The sequence below is a fragment of the Chryseobacterium sp. BLS98 genome, assembly GCF_001045445.1.
Lineage (GTDB): Bacteria > Bacteroidota > Bacteroidia > Flavobacteriales > Weeksellaceae > Chryseobacterium.
Window position 1 is genome coordinate 713,312 of sequence record NZ_LFNF01000001.1, and the last position, 22,672, is coordinate 735,983.

The 22,672-nt window shown below is 38.6% G+C and carries 21 protein-coding genes; 9 read left to right on the top strand and 12 right to left on the bottom strand.

Going from position 1 to position 22,672, the window contains the following annotated elements:
- The first annotated feature begins 209 nt into the window (after nucleotides 1-209).
- Entirely contained in the window at nucleotides 210-2,405 is a 2,196-nt protein-coding gene (locus tag ACM40_RS03205; protein ID WP_048501363.1) for a glutamine synthetase III, read from the top strand.
- A 338-nt stretch (nucleotides 2,406-2,743) separates the two neighbouring features.
- Nucleotides 2,744-3,454 (top strand): C40 family peptidase, encoded by a 711-nt coding sequence (locus ACM40_RS03210; protein WP_048501364.1) that lies wholly within the window; start codon nucleotides 2,744-2,746, stop codon nucleotides 3,452-3,454.
- A gap of 227 nt (nucleotides 3,455-3,681) precedes the next feature.
- On the opposite strand, the gene ACM40_RS03215 is transcribed toward ACM40_RS03210, so the two are convergent.
- Genes ACM40_RS03215 through ACM40_RS03240 form a run of 6 tightly spaced genes read right to left on the bottom strand, consistent with a single transcriptional unit; the run spans nucleotide 3,682 to nucleotide 9,941 of the window.
- Nucleotides 3,682-4,254: a pentapeptide repeat-containing protein gene (locus tag ACM40_RS03215; protein WP_048501365.1), complete on the bottom strand. Its 573-nt coding sequence runs from the start codon at nucleotides 4,252-4,254 to the stop codon at nucleotides 3,682-3,684.
- 50 nt (nucleotides 4,255-4,304) lie between these two features.
- Complete coding sequence (gene rodA / locus ACM40_RS03220; RefSeq protein WP_048501366.1) at nucleotides 4,305-5,534, bottom strand: rod shape-determining protein RodA; 1,230 nt, start codon at nucleotides 5,532-5,534, stop codon at nucleotides 4,305-4,307.
- Complete coding sequence (locus tag ACM40_RS03225; RefSeq protein WP_048501367.1) at nucleotides 5,531-7,537, bottom strand: penicillin-binding transpeptidase domain-containing protein; 2,007 nt, start codon at nucleotides 7,535-7,537, stop codon at nucleotides 5,531-5,533. Before ACM40_RS03225 ends, rodA begins: the two co-directional genes overlap by 4 nt.
- Nucleotides 7,534-8,040: a hypothetical protein gene (locus ACM40_RS03230; protein ID WP_048501368.1), complete on the bottom strand. Its 507-nt coding sequence runs from the start codon at nucleotides 8,038-8,040 to the stop codon at nucleotides 7,534-7,536. Before ACM40_RS03230 ends, ACM40_RS03225 begins: the two co-directional genes overlap by 4 nt.
- Nucleotides 8,033-8,887, bottom strand: coding sequence for a rod shape-determining protein MreC (mreC, locus tag ACM40_RS03235; RefSeq protein WP_048501369.1), 855 nt, complete (start codon nucleotides 8,885-8,887; stop codon nucleotides 8,033-8,035). The genes ACM40_RS03230 and mreC overlap by 8 nt, the downstream gene beginning before the upstream one ends.
- A 28-nt stretch (nucleotides 8,888-8,915) precedes the next feature.
- The gene (locus ACM40_RS03240) at nucleotides 8,916-9,941 is read right to left on the bottom strand and encodes a rod shape-determining protein (protein ID WP_034700899.1); all 1,026 of its coding nucleotides are present in this window, start codon (nucleotides 9,939-9,941) and stop codon (nucleotides 8,916-8,918) included.
- A gap of 375 nt (nucleotides 9,942-10,316) precedes the next feature.
- Here ACM40_RS03240 and hemA point away from each other — a divergent pair, with 375 nt between their 5' ends.
- From hemA to hemE, 6 genes are all read left to right on the top strand, one after another.
- Nucleotides 10,317-11,591, top strand: coding sequence for a glutamyl-tRNA reductase (gene hemA / locus ACM40_RS03245; protein WP_048501370.1), 1,275 nt, complete (start codon nucleotides 10,317-10,319; stop codon nucleotides 11,589-11,591).
- On the top strand, nucleotides 11,578-12,486 hold the full coding sequence (gene hemC, locus ACM40_RS03250; protein ID WP_048501371.1) for a hydroxymethylbilane synthase: 909 nt from the start codon (nucleotides 11,578-11,580) through the stop codon (nucleotides 12,484-12,486). Before hemA ends, hemC begins: the two co-directional genes overlap by 14 nt.
- A 42-nt stretch (nucleotides 12,487-12,528) precedes the next feature.
- Nucleotides 12,529-13,110: a DUF1287 domain-containing protein gene (locus ACM40_RS03255; protein WP_048501372.1), complete on the top strand. Its 582-nt coding sequence runs from the start codon at nucleotides 12,529-12,531 to the stop codon at nucleotides 13,108-13,110.
- 8 nt (nucleotides 13,111-13,118) lie between these two features.
- Nucleotides 13,119-13,775 carry a peptidoglycan recognition family protein gene (locus ACM40_RS03260; RefSeq protein WP_048501373.1) on the top strand — a complete coding sequence of 219 codons (657 nt, stop codon included), beginning with the start codon at nucleotides 13,119-13,121 and terminating at the stop codon, nucleotides 13,773-13,775.
- 4 nt (nucleotides 13,776-13,779) lie between these two features.
- Nucleotides 13,780-14,451 (top strand): uroporphyrinogen-III synthase, encoded by a 672-nt coding sequence (locus tag ACM40_RS03265; RefSeq protein WP_053077089.1) that lies wholly within the window; start codon nucleotides 13,780-13,782, stop codon nucleotides 14,449-14,451.
- A gap of 64 nt (nucleotides 14,452-14,515) precedes the next feature.
- Entirely contained in the window at nucleotides 14,516-15,547 is a 1,032-nt protein-coding gene (gene hemE / locus ACM40_RS03270) for a uroporphyrinogen decarboxylase (RefSeq protein ID WP_048501374.1), read from the top strand.
- Nucleotides 15,548-15,717: 170 nt separating this feature from the next.
- On the opposite strand, the gene ACM40_RS03275 is transcribed toward hemE, so the two are convergent.
- Nucleotides 15,718-16,350 (bottom strand): NAD(P)H-dependent oxidoreductase, encoded by a 633-nt coding sequence (locus ACM40_RS03275; RefSeq protein ID WP_048501375.1) that lies wholly within the window; start codon nucleotides 16,348-16,350, stop codon nucleotides 15,718-15,720.
- 133 nt (nucleotides 16,351-16,483) lie between these two features.
- On the opposite strand from ACM40_RS03275, the gene ACM40_RS03280 reads away from it, so the two are divergent.
- Entirely contained in the window at nucleotides 16,484-16,609 is a 126-nt protein-coding gene (locus ACM40_RS03280; protein ID WP_048501376.1) for a GNAT family acetyltransferase, read from the top strand.
- A 44-nt stretch (nucleotides 16,610-16,653) separates the two neighbouring features.
- Here the strand turns inward: ACM40_RS03280 and ACM40_RS03285 are convergent, their stop codons facing one another.
- The 5 genes from ACM40_RS03285 to ACM40_RS03305 form a co-directional block, all read right to left on the bottom strand.
- Complete coding sequence (locus ACM40_RS03285; protein ID WP_048501377.1) at nucleotides 16,654-17,874, bottom strand: cysteine desulfurase; 1,221 nt, start codon at nucleotides 17,872-17,874, stop codon at nucleotides 16,654-16,656.
- A gap of 218 nt (nucleotides 17,875-18,092) precedes the next feature.
- Nucleotides 18,093-18,728 (bottom strand): 50S ribosomal protein L25/general stress protein Ctc, encoded by a 636-nt coding sequence (locus ACM40_RS03290; protein ID WP_048501378.1) that lies wholly within the window; start codon nucleotides 18,726-18,728, stop codon nucleotides 18,093-18,095.
- Between the two features lie 56 nt (nucleotides 18,729-18,784).
- A complete protein-coding gene (locus ACM40_RS03295; RefSeq protein ID WP_048501379.1) occupies nucleotides 18,785-19,723 on the bottom strand; it encodes a ribose-phosphate pyrophosphokinase in 939 nt (312 codons plus the stop codon).
- A gap of 85 nt (nucleotides 19,724-19,808) precedes the next feature.
- On the bottom strand, nucleotides 19,809-21,371 hold the full coding sequence (locus ACM40_RS03300) for a G-D-S-L family lipolytic protein (protein WP_048501380.1): 1,563 nt from the start codon (nucleotides 21,369-21,371) through the stop codon (nucleotides 19,809-19,811).
- Nucleotides 21,372-21,380: 9 nt separating this feature from the next.
- Nucleotides 21,381-22,619 carry an OmpP1/FadL family transporter gene (locus tag ACM40_RS03305; RefSeq protein ID WP_048501381.1) on the bottom strand — a complete coding sequence of 413 codons (1,239 nt, stop codon included), beginning with the start codon at nucleotides 22,617-22,619 and terminating at the stop codon, nucleotides 21,381-21,383.
- Nucleotides 22,620-22,672 lie beyond the last annotated feature (53 nt).

Here is a 22,672-nt window from a genome sequence, read left to right on the forward strand (position 1 = left end):
AGCAAATACACTCTCTTTTTACAGACTGGACAATCGGCCTTTATATTTTCATAATTTTTTTAAACAGCAAAAACAAAACACCCCTGTTAAAAAACACCAAACAATCGTTTAAATTATATAGATTTTCAACTCACCCCTAAAATTTTTAGGGCTTAAGTATTTTCAATTCATTTTTTTTGTAAATTTGCCCTGTAAAAATTAACCTTATTATGTCAACTTTAAGATTCAAAGCGTTAGAAACTTTACCATTTAAGGACTTCAGAAAAGATAATTCTATTGAAGTTCCTGGAAAATTGTCAGAATTATTCTGTCAGAATGTTTTCTCAGAAGAAACCATGAGAGAATATTTAACCAAAGAAGCATTCCAATCTATTTTGGATGCGATGAAAAAAGGTACTAAAATCCAGAGACACATTGCAGACCAGGTAGCTGTTGCTATGAAAGACTGGGCAATGAGCAAAGGAGTAACTCACTATACTCACTGGTTCCAGCCACTGACTGGAACTACTGCAGAAAAGCATGATTCTTTCTTTACTCCGATTGAAGGAGGAAGAGCAATTGAAAGATTCAGCGGAAATTTACTGATCCAGCAGGAGCCTGACGCTTCTTCTTTCCCGAACGGAGGAATCAGGAATACTTTTGAGGCGAGAGGTTATACGGCATGGGACCCTACATCTCCGGCTTTCATCATGGGAACTACTTTATGTATTCCTTCCATCTTCATTTCTTATACTGGAGAAACTCTAGATTATAAAGCCCCTCTTTTAAGAGCTTTGAATGCTGTGGATGAGGCTGCAACCAACGTTATGCAGTATTTTGATAAAAATGTAACGAAAGTAACGCCTACCCTAGGATGGGAGCAGGAATATTTCTTAGTTGACTCTGCATTATACCAGTCGCGTCCGGACCTTGTCTTAACAGGAAAAACTTTATTAGGACATTCTCCTGCAAAAGGACAGCAATTAGACGACCACTATTTTGGTTCTATCCCTACAAGGGTAATGAACTTCATGAAAGAGCTGGAGATCGAATGTATGAAACTGGGAATTCCTGTAACAACAAGACATAATGAGGTTGCTCCAAACCAGTTCGAGCTTGCTCCAATGTTTGAAGAAGTAAACGTTGCTGTAGACCACAACTCTTTGTTGATGGACATCATGGCAAGAATCGCTCACAAACACCACTTCCATATTTTATTCCACGAAAAACCATTCGCGGGAGTAAACGGAAGCGGAAAGCACAACAACTGGTCCTTAGCAACTGATACGGGCGAAAACCTATTAAGCCCGGGAAAAAACCCTAAGAAAAACTTACAGTTCTTAACGTTCTTTGTTAACACCATTAAAGCTGTATATGAATACGCTGACCTTTTAAGAGCAAGCATCGCATCTGCGAGCAACGACCACAGATTAGGTGCCAATGAAGCTCCGCCGGCAATCATTTCCGTATTCATCGGAAGCCAGCTGTTCAGAGTACTGGAAGAACTTGAAAAAGTAACAGAAGGAAAACTTTCTCCGGACGAAAAAACAGATCTTAAACTGAATGTAGTTGGAAAAATTCCTGAAATTCTGTTGGATAATACTGACAGAAACAGAACGTCTCCATTTGCATTTACAGGAAATAAATTTGAGATCAGAGCAGTAGGATCTTCTGCCAACTGTGCAGAGTCTATGACTGTAATGAACACCATCGCTGCAAAACAGCTGAATGACTTTAAGAAAGAAGTTGACAGCCTTATTGAAACCGGACTGAAGAAAGATGAAGCCATCTTTAATGTGCTAAGAGAATACATCAAACAGTGTAAAAACATCATGTTTGAAGGTGACGGATATTCTGACGACTGGGCAAAAGAAGCTAAAAAGAGAGGTTTGAATAACTTAAAAACCACTCCTGAAGCTCTTAAGCAGGAAATGGACAAAAAATTCCTTGATCTTTATGAAGAAATCGGAGTGTTCACCCACAGAGAGGTTGAAGCAAGAAACGAAATTAAATTAGAAAAATATTCTACCGTTATTGATATTGAAGCAAGAGTATTGAGCGATATCGCAAGAAACCACATCATTCCTTCTGCATTAAATTATCAGAACAGACTGATCGAGAATGTAAAAGGTCTTAAAGAAATATTCGGAGACAAAGAGTTCAAAACATTAGCGAAAGAGCAAATGAGTCTGATCACCAATATTTCCGAAAATGTTTCTAAGATTAAATTAGGGGTAGAAGAACTTATTAAAGCAAGAGAAGCAGCGAAAGCTGTATCAGACAGTCAAAAGCAGGCAGAAGCATACTGCAACAAAGTAAAACCTTTATTCGATGGTATCAGAGACGCTTCTGATGATCTTGAAATGATGGTTGATGATGAACTTTGGCCAATGACTAAATATAGAGAAATGTTATTTACAAAATAACATCTGTAAAGTTCCATATTAGTTTAAACTCTCCGGTTTTCCGGAGAGTTTTTTTGTTTTATTAACAACCACCAAAAGTGGAGTTTTAAAACACGAAATCCCATTAATAAAGGAAAAGCGATTTATTATGTTAAAGAATCTTAATAAAAAAAACCGCAGACTCACCAAAAACAGGCGGTTGCGGTTTGTTTTTCTTTAACATACTGAAATAATATGTTAAAATGTGTTAAATAAAGAACCTGACAATAATCATATCAGGGGTCTTTTGCTCGGAATTTCTACTTTTGTAATGCTTTTGAAAAATAAATATTCCTTTTAACACGGATAATCAAATATATATGAAGAAAAGAGTTTTGTTTTATTTAGTTGCTTTTGTGTCTACAGTTTCAGTTCAATCATGTGCTACAAATTATGTAGTTTCACAACCAGCAACTTACACTAAAGAATACAAAACAGATGCCAAACTAGCTTCTATAGACCCTAAGAAAATGGAACAGGATAAGCAAAGACTTATTGATTCTTTTCTAGCTGAGAAGGCCGCATCTATCGCCAACGCGAAAAAAGCTATTAAAAATTCTGAGATTGCAAAGGCAGTCAAATACAATAAAACAATCGACAATATCCTTACAGAAGCTGAAACATACCTTGGAACTCCATACAGATACGGAGGAATGACAAGAAGAGGTATTGATTGTTCAGCTTTCGTTCTTTCCGTATTCGGGGCAGCAGCAGGACTTAGCTTACCAAGAGTAGCAGCTTCTCAGGCCCAGGAGGGTGAAAGCATTGATAAAAGTGAGCTTCAGAAGGGAGATTTAATTTTCTTTTCACACGGAAGAAGAATCTCTCACGTAGGTATCGTAGAAAGTGTTACTGAAGACGGTGAAATTAAATTCATCCACGCAGCCACTTCAAAAGGGGTAATGATCTCATCGCTGAATGATTCTTACTGGGGACCTAAATTCAGGTTTGCAAAAAGAGTAATCAACGAGAACGGGGATGCTTATAACAATCTTGCATCTTCTACTCCATCCGCAGCGACAAGTTTTTAATTTTAAATAATTGATTTAAATAATGAAGCCATCAGAAATCTGATGGCTTTTTTATTTGTTTATTCGAATCGTTGGCTGACTGTAAGCTGAGGTTCTCGAAGCCAACATGTCTTGACTACCCCGTCTTTTTGCTTTGCAAAAATCCACCCCTTCGGAGAAGGAAAATGATGGAAGACAGAAAGTGAATGATAGGTTTTATAAAAAATCCTTTATTCTTTTGTCGTTATTTAATCTCTATCAATTTCAATATCCAGTTTGTAAAGAAGTCCATGCACCTCCGAAAGCGAAAATTTAGCCTTTTTCAGCCGATTTAAGGTAGGATCTATGGAATAATTGAAGGAAGTCCTGAAATCTGCTTTTTCAAGGTTTGTATGGTCGAAAATAGCTCCTGAAAGATCACAGCCTGAAAACAGGGAGCCGGATAAGTCAGATTCAGAAAAATCAGTCTCGGTTAATTTGGAATTTTTGAACCGGGTCTTCTTGGCTGAGGTTTTATAAAATACTGAATTATTGAGCAAACACCCGTCAAAGATAAAGGAAAGTCCAAATGGGTTACAATCACCAAACTGCAGACCGAACATTTTACATTCTTTAAAAATAACTTCATGAAATGCGGTTTTAATCAGTTTGGCCATACTCAGGTTACATCCTGTAAATTCGCAGTCTGTGAAAGTGAAACCTGAAAGATCCGCGTATTCAAAATTACAATTTCTGAATATACAGTTTTCATATTCGCCTTTCAGGAACCTGGAAAAGTCTGTATTTTCAAAAGTCTGATCTACAGTATAAGCTTCTTTCATATGATTAATGAAATGATTTTTCGCTGATGGATGAGGAAATTTTAGCTTTATTACACCAAACTGTTCTTATCCGAATAATTCAGTTTAAAGAAAATAAAAGTCATCATAGAAAAGGCAAGCAGTGAGCTTCCTCCATAACTGAAATAAGGAAGCGGAATTCCTACCGTCGGAAAAAGCCCCATAACCATCCCTAAATTGATCGTAAAGTGCATCATCAGGATGGAAGCAAAGCAATACCCAAATACCCTGTTAAAAGTAGATTTCTGTTGTTCTGCGAGATAATAGATGCGTCCGATAAAGATCATGTAGCATAATACCAGTACGGCACTCCCTATAAATCCCCATTCTTCACCCACCGTACAGAAAATATAGTCAGTTTCCTGCTCCGGAACAAATTTCCCCTGCGTTACCGATCCTTCACGGTATCCTTTTCCTAAAAGTCCGCCGGATCCTATAGCTGTTTTTGAATATAATAAGTTATACCCTGAGGTATCTCTGAATGCTTTTTCTCCTTTGTAAAGAACCTCAATTCTTTCTCTCTGGTGTTTGGGAAGTTTCTCTAAGATATAAGGTGAGCCGAAAGCCAATCCGCAAAGCAGAAGAATTGACCCTGCAATTCCTGAAATGGAAATGACATCCCACGACATTCTGTGGTAATTCATAGCGATTAAAACACCGGCAATGACAAGAACTGCCAATGCTACATACACAGGGGGTACAGCCAGTGAAATCAGAAAAACGGCAGCAAAAATAAAACCTACCCCAAATAAAAGCCCGTTCAGACCTTCCCTGTACAAAGCAATAAAGAATGCTATAAACACAAGCATAGAGCCTACATCCGGAATAGCCAAAACGACTATAGCAGGAATCCCGATAATGGCCAGGGCTGTCCAGAGTGATTTTTTAACTTTCAGGTTAAAGTCAGGTCCGGAAACATAATTGGCCAGCATCAGAGCTGTTCCGATTTTTGCAAATTCAACCGGCTGCATGGTAAAGCTTCCGAATTTGTACCAGTTCTTCTGACCTAGAATTTCTTTCCCGAACGGAAATAAACCTATCAATAATAAAACTCCTCCAATGTAAATAATCCCCGACATATTCTCGAAGAATTTACTTCTTCCCACAAATATAACAAGTCCTACAAACAGAGATATGCAGAAGAAAATCAATTGTTTTTCTCCTAATTTCTGATCAACACTGTAAATATTTGCAATGGCAAAAATGCACAGCAGGAAATACAGTCCAAGACCTAGTTTATCTATTCCTTCTGCCCACTTCATTGCTTTGCTTTTTTAGTGTTATTCTTTGTTTCCTCTTCTATTTTTTTCTGCAGCTTTACTTTCTGCTCTTTGATAAAGTTCAGGCTGTCCTGCTTTCTTTTAAGCTTTACAGAGTCTGCTGCGGGGTCTTTGTACAGCCCTTTACGTTTTAAATCTGCAACCCACTGTCTTTTGTACTCAGGCATGAAGCTGGCACCCGTCATTTTCTTGTACAGATTCTCCCTTTTCAAATCTCCGGTGATATACTTTTCAGCGATCACAGTACAGGCAGGACCTGCCCATGTTGCCCCAAATCCGGCGTGCTCCATTACTGCAGCCACTACAATTCTAGGTTTGTCCGCAGGCGCAATCAATACGAAGATTGAGTTATCTTTTCCCTGAGGAACCTGGGCTGTACCCGTTTTGGCAAGCTGGGTAAAATCATTAGATTTCAGACTTCTTGCAGTCCCTCTCAACACCACAGCTTCCATACCTTTTAATACAGGTTCGAAGTGTTTAGGGTCTACGAGTGTTTTATGTTTTGTTTTAAATCTCGGATCGGGGTTAGGTTTACCATCAATAGATTTTACGATATGAGGGGTGTAGAACCATCCTTTATTCGCAATGGCAGCCACATAATTGGCCAGCTGAAGAGGTGTAACCAATACATCTCCCTGTCCCATTCCGTTAAAGATAGATCCATTCATGGTATAGTCGGAGCTCCAGTTTTTCTTTCCGCTTCTTTTTTCATAGAACTCACCCGTTGGAATTCTTCCCGGTGAACCTACGGCAATATCATTATTCAGGTATTCTCCTACTCCAAAGCTGCTCATGATTTTTTTCCACTCATTAACTCCCCTGGAAGGGTCACCCGGATATTTATTCATAATGGCAATAAATGCGTGGGAGAAATAACAATTACTGGAAACCTGGATTGCCGGGATAAGAGGATCGGCACCACCGTGTCCTTTAATTCTTAATCCTTTATAGAAAAAGCCTCCTCCACAAGGGAAAACTGTATTTTCATCCATTACCCCCATCTGCATTCCTGCAAGGGCAGTAAGAAGTTTGAAGGTTGAGCCCGGAGGATAAGCTGCCTGAACAGATCTGTCAAATGTTGGCTTATTTTCGTATAAGGTATCCTTTGAAAGCGCGTAAAGGTTCTTAGATTTAGAAGGTCCCGTAAATAAATTCGGATCAATATCCGGACCTGTTGCCAAGGTCAGAATTTCTCCGTTATTCGGGTCAATGGCAACAATTGCCCCATGTTTGTTAACCAGCATTTCTTCAGCAATTCTCTGAAGATCATAATCAATGGTTAGCGTAATATCCTTACCGGTTACAACATCTTTATCCAGGGATCCGTTTTTATAGGATCCTATATTTCGAAGTTTGATATCTTTCTGGATGTATTTCATTCCTTTTATTCCTCGAAGGTCCTTTTCATAGGATTTTTCAACACCGGTTTTACCGATGAAGTCTCCGGGAAGATAATAGGTGGAATCTTTTTTAATTTCTCTTTCATTCACTTCGCTGGTGTACCCCAAAAGGTTACCGGAAGTTGCTACTTCATACTGACGCTGAGGTCTTGAAACAATACTGAATGCCGGATATTTAAAAATAATCTCCTGTACCCTGGCAATATCTTCTCTGCTGAGATCCTTTAAAAAAGTCATAGGAGTCAGCTTGGAATAGTATTTTTCTTTTTTAATGATTTCAATCCTCTTGATAAAATCAGATTTACTGATCTGCATCAGGTTACAAAATCCGATGGTATCAAAATCAGGTTTCATTAAAGCCTGGGTAAATGATATTTCATAGGCAGGCTGGTTTCCTACCAGAATTTTCCCGTTTCTGTCGAAAACAACCCCTCTCTGAGGGATGACGTATTCAATTTTAATGGAGGTATTAGCTGCATTTAAAGCATAACGGTCTGTAAACAGCTGTAAATAAGAAAGCCTCGCTACAAAAATAAGAGCGATGACGACAAGGGCGGAAAAAATTTTTAAATAACGTGTGTTCAAACTTTTTGTTTGATTTTAAATATTAATGCATAAACCACTATAAATATAAAGGAAATTATACTTGTGATCACTACATTAAGCAATATTTCAAAAAAACGGCTAAATTTAAAAAATTCGATGTACTGCACTAAAAGCTGATGCAGGAAGATACTTGAAAAAAGAAACAGCAAAAACTGCGCCCACTGCAGGGACTGAAAAGAGAAGAAATCTGTGGAAGTATCCGTGGAAGTTCTGAAAATCAACGTTCTGAAATAAGCGATCAGCGTTGTTGCAAAGGCATTGATTCCCCATGAATAGAGGAATGCATCTACAGAAAGTCCTATCAAGAAGCTTAAAGCTAAAAACTGAAATTTATTTCTGAAAAATGGGTAAAACATGACAAACACCGGGTAAAGAACCGGCGTATATTTCCCGAAAATGGTAATCCTGTTGAGTACAAAAATTTGCAATGCAACCAGGAAGATCATGATCAATATATCGGTAAATAAGGTCCTGCTAATCATTTTCTTTTTTTATGACGGTCTGTAATGTATCCTGAATTCTCTGTACTTCAGCTTTTTTAAGGTTTTTCACAACAAATACCTTGCTTAGTGCCCCCATTTTCTCACTCAATTCCACTGAAATATCCCAGAAGCCTGTTTTGTTATCTACAGAATATCCGGCAATGGTCCCGATCATCACTCCTTTAGGGAAAATCGCTGATTTACCGTCCGTTACAACAGTGTCACCCACCTTAAGGGCAACATATTTCGGAATGTCGGCAAGATGCATTACCCTGGAATTGTCACCGTTCCAAGTTAAAGTTCCGAAATATCCGGAATTTTTCAGTGAAGCATTGATTCTGATTTTATTAACGCTCAGAACAGACTGCACCAAAGCGTAGCTGTCTGTAGAATTGATGACAATTCCAGCAATTCCTCTTGGTGCCATTACGCCCATCTGAGGAAAAACACCGTCTCTGCGGCCACGGTTGATGGTAAAATAGTTGTTTCTTCTGTTGATACTGTTGAATACGATTTCGCCGTCTACAAAAGTATAGATCTGGCCACCGCCTAAGGTATCATGAACTTTTCTGAATACCGGGTTTTTTGCTCCTTCTTTACCATACAGCTGTGTCATCAGGGATTTGTTCTGTGCCACCAGATCTTCATTGATCTGTTTAAGCTTCAGATAGGAAACCCCTTCATCAATATAGCCGGAAATCCATGAGTTGAGCGCAGCCGACTGGCCGGCAACCCACGATTTCTGCATGGCGTTTTTAGAGAATATCAGAACCAGAGCAATAATCTGCAGGAATATAAAGAAGACAAAAAGAGCATTCTTCGAAAATAATCTCAGCAAAAATCCCATTCAGATATATAGTCGTAAAAAGTTAAAATTATTTAATTAAGAAATTGAATTTATCCATATTCTTAAGGGCAATACCTGTTCCGCGAACAACAGCTCTTAACGGGTCCTCTGCAACAAATACAGGAAGACCTGTCTTTTTGTGCAGCCTATCCGCAAGGCCTCTCAATAAAGCACCTCCTCCGGCAAGATAAATACCTGTCTTATAAATATCGGCAGCTAATTCCGGCGGAGTAAGGGAAAGCGTTTCCATTACCGCATCTTCAATTCTGATAATAGATTTATCCAATGCACGGGCAATTTCCTTATATCCTACCATAATTTCTTTCGGCTTCCCTGTAATAAGGTCTCTACCCTGTACCGGGATATCTTCAATATCCACATCAAGATCTTCCACTGCAGAGCCTACTTCAATTTTGATTCTTTCAGCTGTTCTCTCCCCAATGTAAAGGTTGTGATGCGTTCTCAGGTAATAAGCAATATCATTGGTAAATACGTCACCTGCAATTTTTACAGATTTGTCGCACACGATACCTCCTAAAGCCACCACAGCAATTTCCGTAGTACCTCCACCTATATCGATGATCATATTTCCTTCAGGCTTCTGTACATCAATCCCGACTCCTATTGCAGCAGCCATTGGTTCGTAGATCAGCCTAACTTCTTTTGCGTTGACTTTCTGAGCAGAATCTCTTACCGCTCTTTTTTCCACTTCAGTAATACCGGAAGGGATACAGATCACGATTCTTAATGCAGGCTGAATAAATCTGCCTTTAATTCCAGGAATTTTCTTGATAAATTCCTTGATCATATGCTCAGAAGCATGAAAATCTGCAATAACCCCATCTTTCAAAGGACGGATGGTTTTGATATCCTCGTGAGTTTTACCCTGCATATGCTTAGCCTGCTCACCGACCGCAATAGGTCTACCCGTAGAACGTTCAATTGCAACAATTGACGGCTGATCTATAACAATTTTGTTATTGTGGATAATAAGGGTATTGGCAGTACCAAGGTCTATCGCAATTTCTTGCGTAAACATATCGAATAAACTCATATATTTCTTCTGATTTTAAGTTTACAAAGATATAAATTTAACACCACTAAAGAAATTTAAGCAGCACATAATTTGGTTAAAATTTTATTAAAATTCACAATTGTTTATTAACTTTTGCTTTAATCATTTACGAAGCCTGATTTAAACTAAAATTAATGGGGCATACAATAACGAATGGGTAAAAATGAAAAGGTAAGAAAGCTGAGAAAGCAGATCGACTTATTAAGAGCCTACTACCTAAAATTTAGCAAACTTGCTTTTGTTTGCTTTCTCAACGTAGGGTCATTTGCTATTTGACCATAGTTTTTCACGATAATTATCATATACATTATCAGAGGAAGGTTAATGAAAAAAAACGTAAATTTGCGACTGCTTATGTTACAGTATTCCAACATTCATCAGACATCAAATTTTGCTGTACTTTCCATTAGCTACGAAAAGGCAGATGTAGAAACGAGAGGGAAATTTGCATTCTTTGACGATAACATCAAAAATTTTGTCTCAAGAATCCATAGCGTGGATTTAGGGGATGCATTTGTGGTTTCCACTTGTAACAGAACCGAAATCTATACCACTTCACCCAATTATCTTCTAGTAGCGGAAGAATACTGCAAAACAATCGGAGTGCAACTTACTGATTTTCTTCAGTTTGCCAATATCCTGACCAAAGAAGAAGCGCTTATTCATCTGTTCAGAGTGGCAGCCGGACTTGAAAGCCAGATCATCGGGGATTTTGAGATCATCGGACAGATTAAAAAAGCATACAGCCGTTTTAAGAAAGAGAGACAGAATTCCAATCCTTATCTGGAAAGAGCTATTAATGCCGCCATCCAGATTTCGAAAAGGATTAAGAATGAAACGGGAATTTCAAACGGAGCCGCCTCTGTTTCTTATGCTGCCGTTCACTATATTTTAAACAGCCAGAAAAAAATCACCGAAAAGAACATCCTTCTTTTGGGAGTAGGTGAAATCGGACAGAATACAGTTGAAAACCTGGTAAAACATGTTTATCAGCCTAAAATAAAAATTGCTAACAGAACTCAGGAAAAAGCTGAAAAGATTTCCCAGAAATACAGTATTCCTCATGTTGACTATTCTGATGTGGACCAGGAATTAAAAAATACAGACATTCTGATTGTTGCAACAGGAGCAAAGCATCCTATCATTAATAAATCTCATTTCCCTAACGGAAAAGAAACTCTGGTCATCGATCTTTCCATTCCTCATAATGTTGAAAAGAATGTTACAGAGAATGAAAATGTAACGCTGATTGATGTGGATGAACTTTCAAAACAAATTCAGGAAACCATTCAGCAGCGTGAAAAAGAAATTCCAAAAGCTGAAAAAATCATCAAAGAGCTGATGAAAGACTTCTTGGAGTGGGAAAAAAAGAGAAAGCTGGCACCCAATATTCACCATTTCAAAGCGGTTCTGAAGAATATGGAACGCAATGAAATGCATAATTTTTACAAAAAAAATAAATACATAAACATCACGGATATGGAGCTTTCTGACAAAATGATCCAGAAAATTACCAACCGTTTTGCAAAATTTATCATCGACAACCCTTTAAAAGCCGAAGAAATTAGTAAATTAATGCACGAAATATTAGTTGAACAACCAAACAACGAATTTAATGAAAAGCATTAGAATCGGAACAAGAAATTCCGCATTGGCACTTTGGCAGGCAAGAGAGGTTGCGAGGCACCTTCAAAACCGTAATTATTTAACGGAAATTGTTCCTATCGTCTCTTCCGGCGATAAGAACTTGAATCAACCGCTTTATTCTTTGGGAATCACCGGGGTTTTTACAAGAGACCTTGATGTTGCTTTATTGAATGACGAAATTGATATTGCGGTACATTCTTTAAAAGATGTCCCGACACAGCTTCCTCAAAATATCGAAATCATCGCCTATCTGGAAAGAGATTTTCCACAGGATGTATTGATAAGAAAGGAATCTGCTCAAAATAAAGAATTTCACGAACTGAAACTGGCAACAAGCAGTTTAAGAAGAAGAGCGTTCTGGCTGAAAAATTATCCGAATGCTCAATTTTCAGATATCCGTGGAAATATTCAGACCCGTCTTCAGAAACTTGAAGAAGGAGATTTTGATGCCACGATCCTGTCTCTGGCAGGAATCAAAAGAATGAAGATGGATATTGATTATGAAATGCTTCCACTGATGATTCCGGCAGCTTCCCAAGGGGTGATTGCCGTTGCGGGACATTCGGACAAACCTGAGATCAATGAGATTCTTAGCCAGATCAATCATAAAAACACCCAGATCTGTGTAGAGATCGAAAGAAACTTTCTGAGCACACTGGAAGGCGGATGTACTGCCCCGATCGGAGCTTATGCAGAGATTATTGAAAACCAGATCCGTTTCAAAGCTGCCCTTTGCTCCTTGGATGGTAAGAACTGTATTGCCACTGACGAGAACTTTGAATATAACGAAACCGAGAACTTCGGTGAAAAGTTTGCAAAGATTGTTCTTGAAAACGGAGGAAAAGAACTGATGACCGAAATTAAAAACTCTTACTAAGAATTTTTAACCCATCCATATCTTAATTTCAAGTGCAGAACAATGAAAAAATCCTTTTTTTTATTCGTATTCCTGTTTTGTGTATTCATTGCCAATGCACAGAATAAATTTGCGCTTCAACTTTCCAGTTCTGCTTTAGGCTTGGTTGATCCTACAATCAGGTATGATCCTGCTTATTTTGTTATTAAATATCCCAATGGAGATGTCCCTGCTGACAAAGGAGTTTGTACAGATGTCATCATAAGAGCGTATAGAAAACTTGGAATTGATCTGCAGAAAGAAGTACATGAAGATATGGCGAAAAATTTTTCAAAGTATCCAAAAACATGGGGATTGAAAAAACCGGATACGAATATTGATCACAGGAGAGTTCCCAACCTCGCAGTCTTTTTTTCTAAATTTGGAAAAGTAAAATCTACTGAAACTAATCCTGCATTATATATTCCGGGAGATATTGTTACCTGGATCTTACCTGGGAATCTTACTCATATTGGAATTGTGGTCAATAAGAAATCTGCAGACGGGAAAAGATTTATGGTCGTTCATAATATAGGAGGCGGACAAGTTCTGGAAGACTGTCTCTTTAAGTATACGATTACAGGGCATTATCAATATCAAAAATAAGCTGCTTTATGAAAAATCTTATCTATGCTTTATTTGTATTGATATCATACTGTACAGAAGCTCAGACCAATGAATTTAAAATTATCAGTAAACCCATTGATTATTCTCAGGAGAGGGTACGTTTAAGCTTAGAATATCTTAAGGATCATTATAATATTGTACAAAATTCGCCAACTATTTCACCTAAAATAATCGTACTGCATTATACCGCAGGAGGAACTGTTGAAACGAATTATAAATATTTTAACAAGACGCATCTGGAGTCTGCCCGGAATACTTTAAAGAAGCAAAGTACTTTAAATGTTTCCTCACAGTTTATTGTAGACAGGGACGGGACGGTTTACCAGCTTATGGAGCCTAATAGGTTTGCCAGACATACAATAGGTATTAACTATTGCGCCATCGGCGTTGAAAACATAGGAAGCAAAAGCCAGCCGCTTACGGAAAAACAGGTTTCAGCCAATGCCCAGCTGGTGAGATATTTAACTAAAAAATATCATATTGAGTATCTGATAGGCCATTCGGAATATGGTGCCTTCAGAGGTTCAAAGCTCTGGAAAGAGACCGATCCGAATTATTTTACCTTAAAAGAGGATCCGGGAAAAGATTTTATGAAAAAAGTAAGACTGCTGGTCACCGATTTGGATTTAAAAGATAAACCTTAGCTGAATGAAGATTCTGTTTACCAAAATTATAGACTCTACCCTATTATCCAAAGAACTTGGAGCGGATATTTCGGCTGAATGCATTGAGGTGATCAGAACAGAACCTTTACAAATAGCTGCATTTGATTTAAAAAATTACTCCCTGATCTTCACGAGCACCAATGGAGTGAATGCTTTTTTCAAAAATCAGTTTAAGCCGAACGAAGATTTTACAGCAAAAAACTACAACAAAATATACTGCGTTGGTGAAAAAACGAAACGGAAACTCAGAAAACACGGTTTCGGGACATTCAAAGTTCTGAAAAATGCCGAAACACTTTCAAGATTCATCATCGGAAACTGCCAGCACGAACAGTTCCTTCACTTCTGCGGTAATCTTGCCATAGATGTTCTGGACAATGAGCTTCCTTTACAAAACATCAGCTATAATAAGATTACGGTTTACAAAACGGAAGAGCTCTACCCTTCCGTACCTGAAAAATATCATGCTGCAGTTTTTTTTAGTCCAAGCGGAGTTCGTAGTTTTGCAAAACTCAACTCTTTAGAAGGAATGAAGATTTTTTCAATCGGTGAAACCACCTCAGGTGAACTGAGAAAATATACGACAGAAGAAATCTTCACCTCAGAAGAAAACAATCTGGCCTCTATTTTTGGGTTGATCAAAAAGGAACTTTAAACAGCTGCAAACAGGCTGGTAAAAATAATAAGCGCCGGGAATGGCCATGTTAGTTTAATAAATTATGATTAAAAACGACTTATATTTAAAAGCACTTCGCGGAGAAACTGTTGAAAGACCGCCGGTATGGATGATGAGACAGGCCGGAAGATACCTGCCGGAATTCATTGCCCTTCGGGATCAGTATGACTTCTTTACAAGATGTCAGACCCCGGAACTGGCTTCCGAAATTACCGTACAGCCTATCCGCAGATTTCCTTTGGATGCAGCTATCCTTTTTTCTGATATTCTGGTAGTTCCGCAGGCTATGGGAATCGATTTCAAAATGAAGGAAAATGTAGGGCCATGGCTGGATAATCCGATCAGAACGATGGAACAAGTTCAGAATGTTGTGGTTCCTGATGTAGATGATACTTTAGGATATGTTTTTGATGCTATTGAGCTTACATTAATTAAATTAGACAACGAAATTCCGTTAATCGGTTTTGCCGGTTCTCCATGGACAATTTTATGTTACTGTATAGAAGGAAAAGGAAGCAAGGCTTTTGATATTGCCAAATCTTTCTGTTTTCAGCAGCCGGAAGCCGCTCATTTACTTCTTCAGAAGATCACGGATACTACGATTGCTTATCTAAAAAGAAAAGTTGAAAAAGGTGTTTCCGCCGTTCAGGTTTTTGATTCCTGGGGAGGGATGCTTTCTCCTGCGGACTATCAGGAATTCTCATGGCAGTATATCAATCAGATTGTTGAGGCTCTAAGCCCTCTTACCCATGTGGTGGTATTTGGAAAAGGATGCTGGTTTGCCCTGGAAGACATGACGATGTCTAAAGCTTCTGCTTTAGGTGTTGACTGGACCATTACTCCTGAATTTGCAAGAACATTAACGAATCATACCATGACCCTTCAGGGGAATTTTGATCCTGCAAGACTGCATTCTTCCCCGGAAACCATTAAGAAGATGGTGACTGAAATGATCAACCGTTTTGGAAAAGACAGATATATTGCCAATCTTGGACACGGAATCTTACCTAATATTCCTGTGGAAAATGCAGAGGCATTTATCAGGGCTGTTGTTGACTGGAGGCCGAATAACTAGTTTCTAACCACAAAAGGAACAAAAGTTTTTAACACTTAAGTTATTTGAAGTTTAAATACTTTGTAATAAGAAGATCACATAAGTTTTTTGAAAATCTGAGATTTTCATTTAAAATAATAAAAGCCCTTTCAATCATTATTGAAAGGGCTTCCTTATGAGAAAAAATTAGTTTAATTTACTTCAGTAATAAAAGTTTCTTTAGGTTTTCTCACTTTCGTAAGATTCACCAGCCAGTCATTTGAAGCGTCTCTGTAACCGATTGGCAATAAAAGTACACTTTTCAGTCCCTTTTCTTTCAGATTCAAAACTTCATCCACAGCTTCAGGTGAGAAACCTTCCATTGGTGTGGAATCTACCTCTTCAAAAGCCGCTGCGATAATGGCAGCACCAAATGAAATGTAAGCCTGTTTTGCAGCATGGGTAAAGTTTTCTTCAGCAGATCTCTGAGGATAGGTTCCCAACAGCATCTGTCTGTAGTTTTCCCAGCCATCGTTTTTAAAGCCTCTGATTTCGTTAGTAAGATCAAACATACTGTTGATTCTTTCTTCCGTATAGTTATCCCATGCGGCAAATACCAAAAGGTGCGAACAATCCGTGATCTGCGGCTGATTCCACGCATGAGGCTTAATCTGTTCTTTTACCTCCTGATTGGTAATCACAATGATCTCAAAAGGCTGAAGCCCGCTGGATGTAGGTGCCAGTCTTGCAGCTTCTAATATTTTATCCACTTTTTCCTGTGGTACTTTCTGACCGTTCATTGCTTTGGTCGCAAATCTCCAGTTCAATTTTTCAATTAATTCCATTAAAGTTAAATTTAGACCAGGCAAAATTACTCCAAGAATAAAGACAATAAACCACAAAAATTGCTATTTGAAAGATCGCAATAATCTATTATTTTATATTTATATTTGATTACCAAATCTTTAAATCAACAATATGAAAAAATTAAGCAAAGAAAAACTGAAAACCATCGTAGCCGGAGGAGAAATCTGCCTTGAATGTGCCATTGGATATTATCAGGTTATTATTGACGGGAAATGCTATTGCATTCCGTGGGAGTAAATATTAAATAAAAAAGCAGTTGATAAACAACTGCTTTTTATATTTTATCCGAGCATTTTCTGGGCTTTCTTTACTCCTTCCACAAGTTTGTCAATCTCTTCGAAAGTATTATAGACTGCAAAGCTTGCTCTTACGGTTCCGGCTATATTGAAAAAATCCATAATGGGCTGTGTACAGTGATGTCCGGTTCTTACGGCAATCCCCATTTTATCGAGAATCATCCCTACATCGGAAGAAATCCCCACGCCTTCAAGATTAAAGGAAACCACTCCTGTTCTTTTGGCCTTTTCACCGTAGATTTTTATATTTTCCAGCTCTAAAAGCTTTCTCTGTGCATACTCCAATAATGCATGTTCATGATTCTGAATATTCTGTCTGCCGGTCCTTTCAATAAAGTCAACAGCAGCACCCAGCGCAATATTTCCACCTACATTAGGAGTTCCGGCTTCATATTTAAAAGGAAGCCCGGCATAGGTTGTTCCGTCAAAAGAACATGTTGCAATCATTTCTCCTCCCCCGTGAAATGGTGGAAGTTCTTCAAGAATCTCCTGTTTTCCGTAAAGAATTCCCGTTCCCATTGGCGCATACATTTTATGACCTGAAAACACAAAGAAATCACAATCCATCTTCTGTACATCGATTTCAAAGTGGGGAGCAGACTGCGCTCCATCAATGACAATATAAGCATCCGAGTTTTTTCTCGTCCTGGCGATGATTTCTTCAATAGGATTTATGATACCTAATGCGTTGGAAACCTGGTTTACTGAAACTATTTTTGTCTTTTCACTTAAAAATTCATCCAGATAATCCAGCTGAAGAATACCATTTTCATCAATCGGTATCACTCTGAGCTTTGCCCCGGTCCTTTCACAAAGCAGTTGCCACGGAACAATATTAGAGTGATGTTCCAGATAGGAAATAATAATTTCATCGTCTTTTTTTAGCTTCTGTGTTAAAATATAGGCGATGAGGTTCAGACCTTCTGTTGTTCCCTTGGTAAAAATAACTTCAAAATCATGCCTGGCATTAATGAATTTCTGGATCTTCCTTCTTGAAAGTTCCATTTCCTCAGTGGCCAGCTGGCTCAATGTATGGATTCCTCTGTGAACATTGGCATTAAGTTCCGTATAGTATTCATTCCAGACCTTTAAAACAGAATCCGGTTTCTGAGATGTTGCTGCATTATCTAAGTAAACCAGAGGCTTACCATTCACTTCGCGGTTTAATATCGTAAACTGACTTCTTATTTCCTGAATGTCAAACATTTATTAAATTTTTAAATTAGATGGCTCTTATTTAGAACACTTCAAATTTACGTCTTTTTTTCTGAAAGGACGCATTGGGTTGAGGGCTGATACTTGTCAGGTGATAGAAAGATTCAATGAGGCGAATAGTAAGAAGGAAGGTACCGTTCACTTTAATACAAAATAAAAAACCTGCCAATAGATTGACAGGTTTTATATGGTTTGTGAATAAGCAAATATTATTCTGCTGCAGTTTCTTCTGCAGGAGCTGCTCCTTCAGCTGAAACTTCTTCTTCATCATCTTCTTCAACTGCTGCACCACCTTTCATTGCATTTCTAGACATCTTAACAGCCACTACAACTGCATTGTCAGGGTGAACGAAAGAATATCCTTCAGTTTTGATGCTTCCAACATAAAGTTTGTTACCAATTCTTAAAGGAGTAACATCTACAACGATTTCATCCGGCAAGTTTGCAGGAATCGCTTTCACTTTTAGTTTTCTGAAAGACTGACGTAAAACACCACCAGCTACAACACCTTTAGAACGTCCGGTAATTCTTACAGGAACTTCCATAACCACTGGCTTATCATCAGATAACTGGTAGAAGTCTACGTGTAAAATTTTGTCCGTAATTGGGTGGAATTGAATGTCCTGAAGAACAGCAGGAATTGTTTTCCCATCTAGCTCAATAGATACCGTGTGTGCTTCAGGAGTGTATACTAATCCTTTGAAAGCTTTCTCTTCAGCAGAGAAGTTTAAAGGGGCTTCACCTCCATAAACAACACAAGGAACTAATTCAGCATCACGTAAAGCTTTTGTAGACTTTTTGCCCACGCTTTCTCTTTTTGTACCTTGAATTGTAATAGATTTCATTTATAAAAAATTTAAAAAATTGTTCAGTTTAATTTCTGCAAACCTCTAAAAATCAATTAAATAACAAATTTACTGCTAATTGATTGATGCTCATGAACCATCTTCATAACGTCCGCAAATAACGGGGCGCAAGATAGCACTTTTATTTTAGATGACAAATTATTTTTAACAGGAATTGAGTCAGTTACAATAACTTCCAGTAGTTTGGAGTTCTCAATATTTTCGTAAGCCTTTCCGGAAAGCACTCCGTGAGTAGCCATCGCTCTTACTGACTTTGCTCCTTTTTCCATCAGAATTTCTGCAGCTTTACAAAGTGTACCTGCCGTATCGATCATATCATCAATAAGGATTACATTTTTTCCTACTACATCCCCGATCAGGAACATTTCTTCTACAACGTTTGCCTTTTTTCTTTCTTTGTAAGCAATTACTACTTCAGCACTTAAGTGTCCTGCATAGTTTTTCGCTCTTTTTGCACCTCCCATGTCCGGAGAAGCAATGGTAAGGTTATCTAAATTCAGAGATTTGATATGATCTACAAAAATGGTAGAAGCATACAGGTGGTCTACTGGAATCTCGAAGAACCCCTGAATCTGGTCTGCATGGAGATCCATCGTCATTATTCTTGTTGCTCCTGCAGCGGTTAACAAATTAGCTACCAGTTTAGCACCTATCGGAGCTCTCGGCTTGTCTTTTCTGTCCTGTCTTGCAAGTCCGAAATAAGGAATTACAACGGTAATGCTTTTTGCGGAAGCTCTTTTTGCTGCATCAATCATCAATAGAAGCTCTAAAAGATTGTCTGCTGGCGGGAAGGTAGACCCGATTAAGAAAACTCTTCCTCCTCTTACCGACTCATCCAGAACAGGCTCAAATTCCCCATCACTGAACTCCTGAAAGTTGATTTTCCCTAACTCTTTCCCATAATATTGGGCAATTTTTTCTGCCAAGTCCTTACTGGTTCTTGTACAAAATAGATAACTTAACTGATCTGCCATTTTTACTTTTTAAAGATTTTGCAAATTTAAAAAAAAACCACAAGAATTGCTCTTGTGGTTTCTAAGTTTTTATTTTCCTGTATCATTACGGGAATTTCACTCCTGAATATTTGTTAATATCTACCTGTGGTAAAGTAGAGTGATACTTTTCATTAATAGATTTGATAAATTCATTGGCAATAACCGCATAACCTCTTCCTGTAAGGTGAACACCATCAAGGGAGAAAGCTCCGCCCGTTACAAATTTGGCCGTATATCTTACCCCATCATAGATGATTCCTGACTTTCCGTTAAGTTCAACCATTTTAGCATTGCTGTCTACAAGAGCTAATCCATAAGAATCAGCAAGTGATTTTATAGAGTTATTATAAGCATCTACAGCTGTTTTCACATAACCTGCCTCTGTTTTTGTTAATACATGCTGGTTTTGTAACGGATAAGAAATTCCGTAAACATTTGCAGGAGCCGGTGCTCCGGGCGCAGTGGTTCCGATTAGAGAACTGGTCGTAAGAAGAATATAGTCTTCTGATGTAGCTTGTCTTGCCTGTCCAAAGATTTGTCCAAATGCAGCTGCTGTTGGTGCTCCTAATGAAGGCGTCAGGGCAGCGGTAAGCTGTGCCGACAAATCTGTAAGAGCAACATCTTTTATTAAAACAGGATTTGCAGAAGTAGAAGAAAGCAGATTAATTCTGTCTCCGGCTCCAAAAGCAGTAAGCGCCTGCTTTAACGGCCCGTACAAACTGGCATTAAGTGTTGCTAAATTTGCACCTAAAGTTGTAGGCGTTAAAGGATTGTAAGGAACTGTTGTAAAGAAAGGGATTGAAGTAACATAAGGAATATTGGCAATAACACCTTTTGTGGTTCCTACGCTCTTAAGACCATCCAGTACATTTTTAATAGATCCTGCTACAAGGTTAGGATCGGAAATATCATTTGATTTATAGGTCAATGGGTTTACATTATTGGTCTGTACAACCGCAGGACTATACGTAGTAACCCCACCTACCGTCTGAGAATTGGTTCCTCCGTTGGTAGCATAAGACAATACATCGTTATTACCAATCCAAAGAGAGAAGAATGTAGCTTTTTGAGCTTTTGCATCATCCAAAACACTCGTTGTTGTAGAAGAGGCAAATCTCACAAAATACGGATTGGCTGCTCCTAAGGCAAGGTTAGCCGCACTTCCGTACCCAGGTGCAATCAGATGGAAAGACTTCGCCCCCGGAACTCCCATATTCTGGTAAGGTCCACCGGCAGCTACATTATCTAATGCAGCAGCAGGAGCGCTTGCCACAGGACTCAAACTTCCGTTTGCCGCTACCTGAAGAGTTAATTTACCCGGAAAACCTGGTAATCCTATAAATCCTCCTACATCATTCGGCATCAAAGGCTGTTTAAATGCCCCACCGCCTGCAAGCTGCATCTGAGCTGCAATGATACTTGGATAAGATTCGTTTTGTCCGCTGCTGTAAAGCGCTCCGTCTCTGTATCCGGAAGTCAGGGAGTTTCCTAAAGAAATATATTTTGAGAAGTTCGCTTCTCCACTGGTTACCTGGACATCCTTTACATCAGTATCGAAATCAGTCTCACAGCTTGTTGTAAAAAGAAGTGCAGAAACTGCAAGTGTTGATATTATAATTTTTTTCATAGTCTTCAATTAAAAAGGGTTGTACGATAAACCTAAACCAAAGTAGAACGCTCTAGCTTTTGCCTGTCCGTTGAAGCCAAGAGAGGCATTTCTTACATCTCTTGCCTGAGGAAGTGCATATCCTCCTGCTATATCAACTCCGAACTGCTTTAGTTTAAAGCCAAGACCTCCGGTAATTACATAAGTGTTGAATGAAGGTGTTTCCGGAATGAAATGGTCATCTGTATAAGGAGATTCGTCATAGTAAGCCCCCAGACGTCCGAAGATCATGTCTGTAAACGCATACTGAGTTCCCAATCTGAATGTTTTGGAATTTCTGAAGTTTTTAGGCGCTACCAATACAGTAGGATCTGCCTGGTTTCCGACAGGAGCATTGGCAAAATCTAAAGTCAGCTTGCTGTATCTTTCCCATCCGTGATAGTTGAAATCAGCTGAAATCAACCATTTTGGAGTCACTTTATAGGTTAAACCGATTGTATATTCTTCTACCAATGGAAGTGTTGCTGTAAATTTATCCTGTCCTGTACTTGGATCCAGTCCCAGCAATGGATAAATAGCCGCAGACGGGAACTTAAATGTAGCTGTTCCTTTTTTAGCCTTCATATCTATAGGGGAACGGTAAGCAATACTTACGTCTAACTTTGGATCTGGTCTGAAATAGAAACCGAATCCGTAACCGTGTCCGCTTGCCTTGTCATCCTTAATATTTAATTCACCGCCAAACTGTGTTACAGCCTTATCCCAGTCTACTTTACCTTTTGCATAAATGTAGCTTGCCCCGAAAGACACCCATGGAGCCAGCTTCACAGATACCATAGGCTGAAAATAAAAGCTTTTAAGCTCCAGCTTCTGTACCATTTCTTTCCCTTCCCAGTCACTTGGCCATTGAATGGTGCTTCCGAAAGGCGTTGTAAAACTGAAACCTACAGATAAATTCTCTATCGGCTTATAGGCTACAGCAGCATATATCGGAGTACCCATAGGATTATCTGTTTCTGTACTCTGTAAGGTATTCAGATTTTGAAAAGTAACTTTATTACTTGCACCAAACCCTCCTGCCACTATACTCAGTTTGGAAGGAATGAATGACATACCCGCCGGGTTAAAAAATGCCACACTTGCATCTTCGGCATGAGCACTAGTATGCGCCATTGCCAATTGTTTCACTCCCTGCAGAGATACCCTGAAGCCTCCTGCATAAGATAAAACACCCGCCAATAAAGCAGTTGATACTAATATTTTTTTCATAGACTATTATTATATAACCCAAATATAAAATTATTTTGGATACGTCTGTTAAT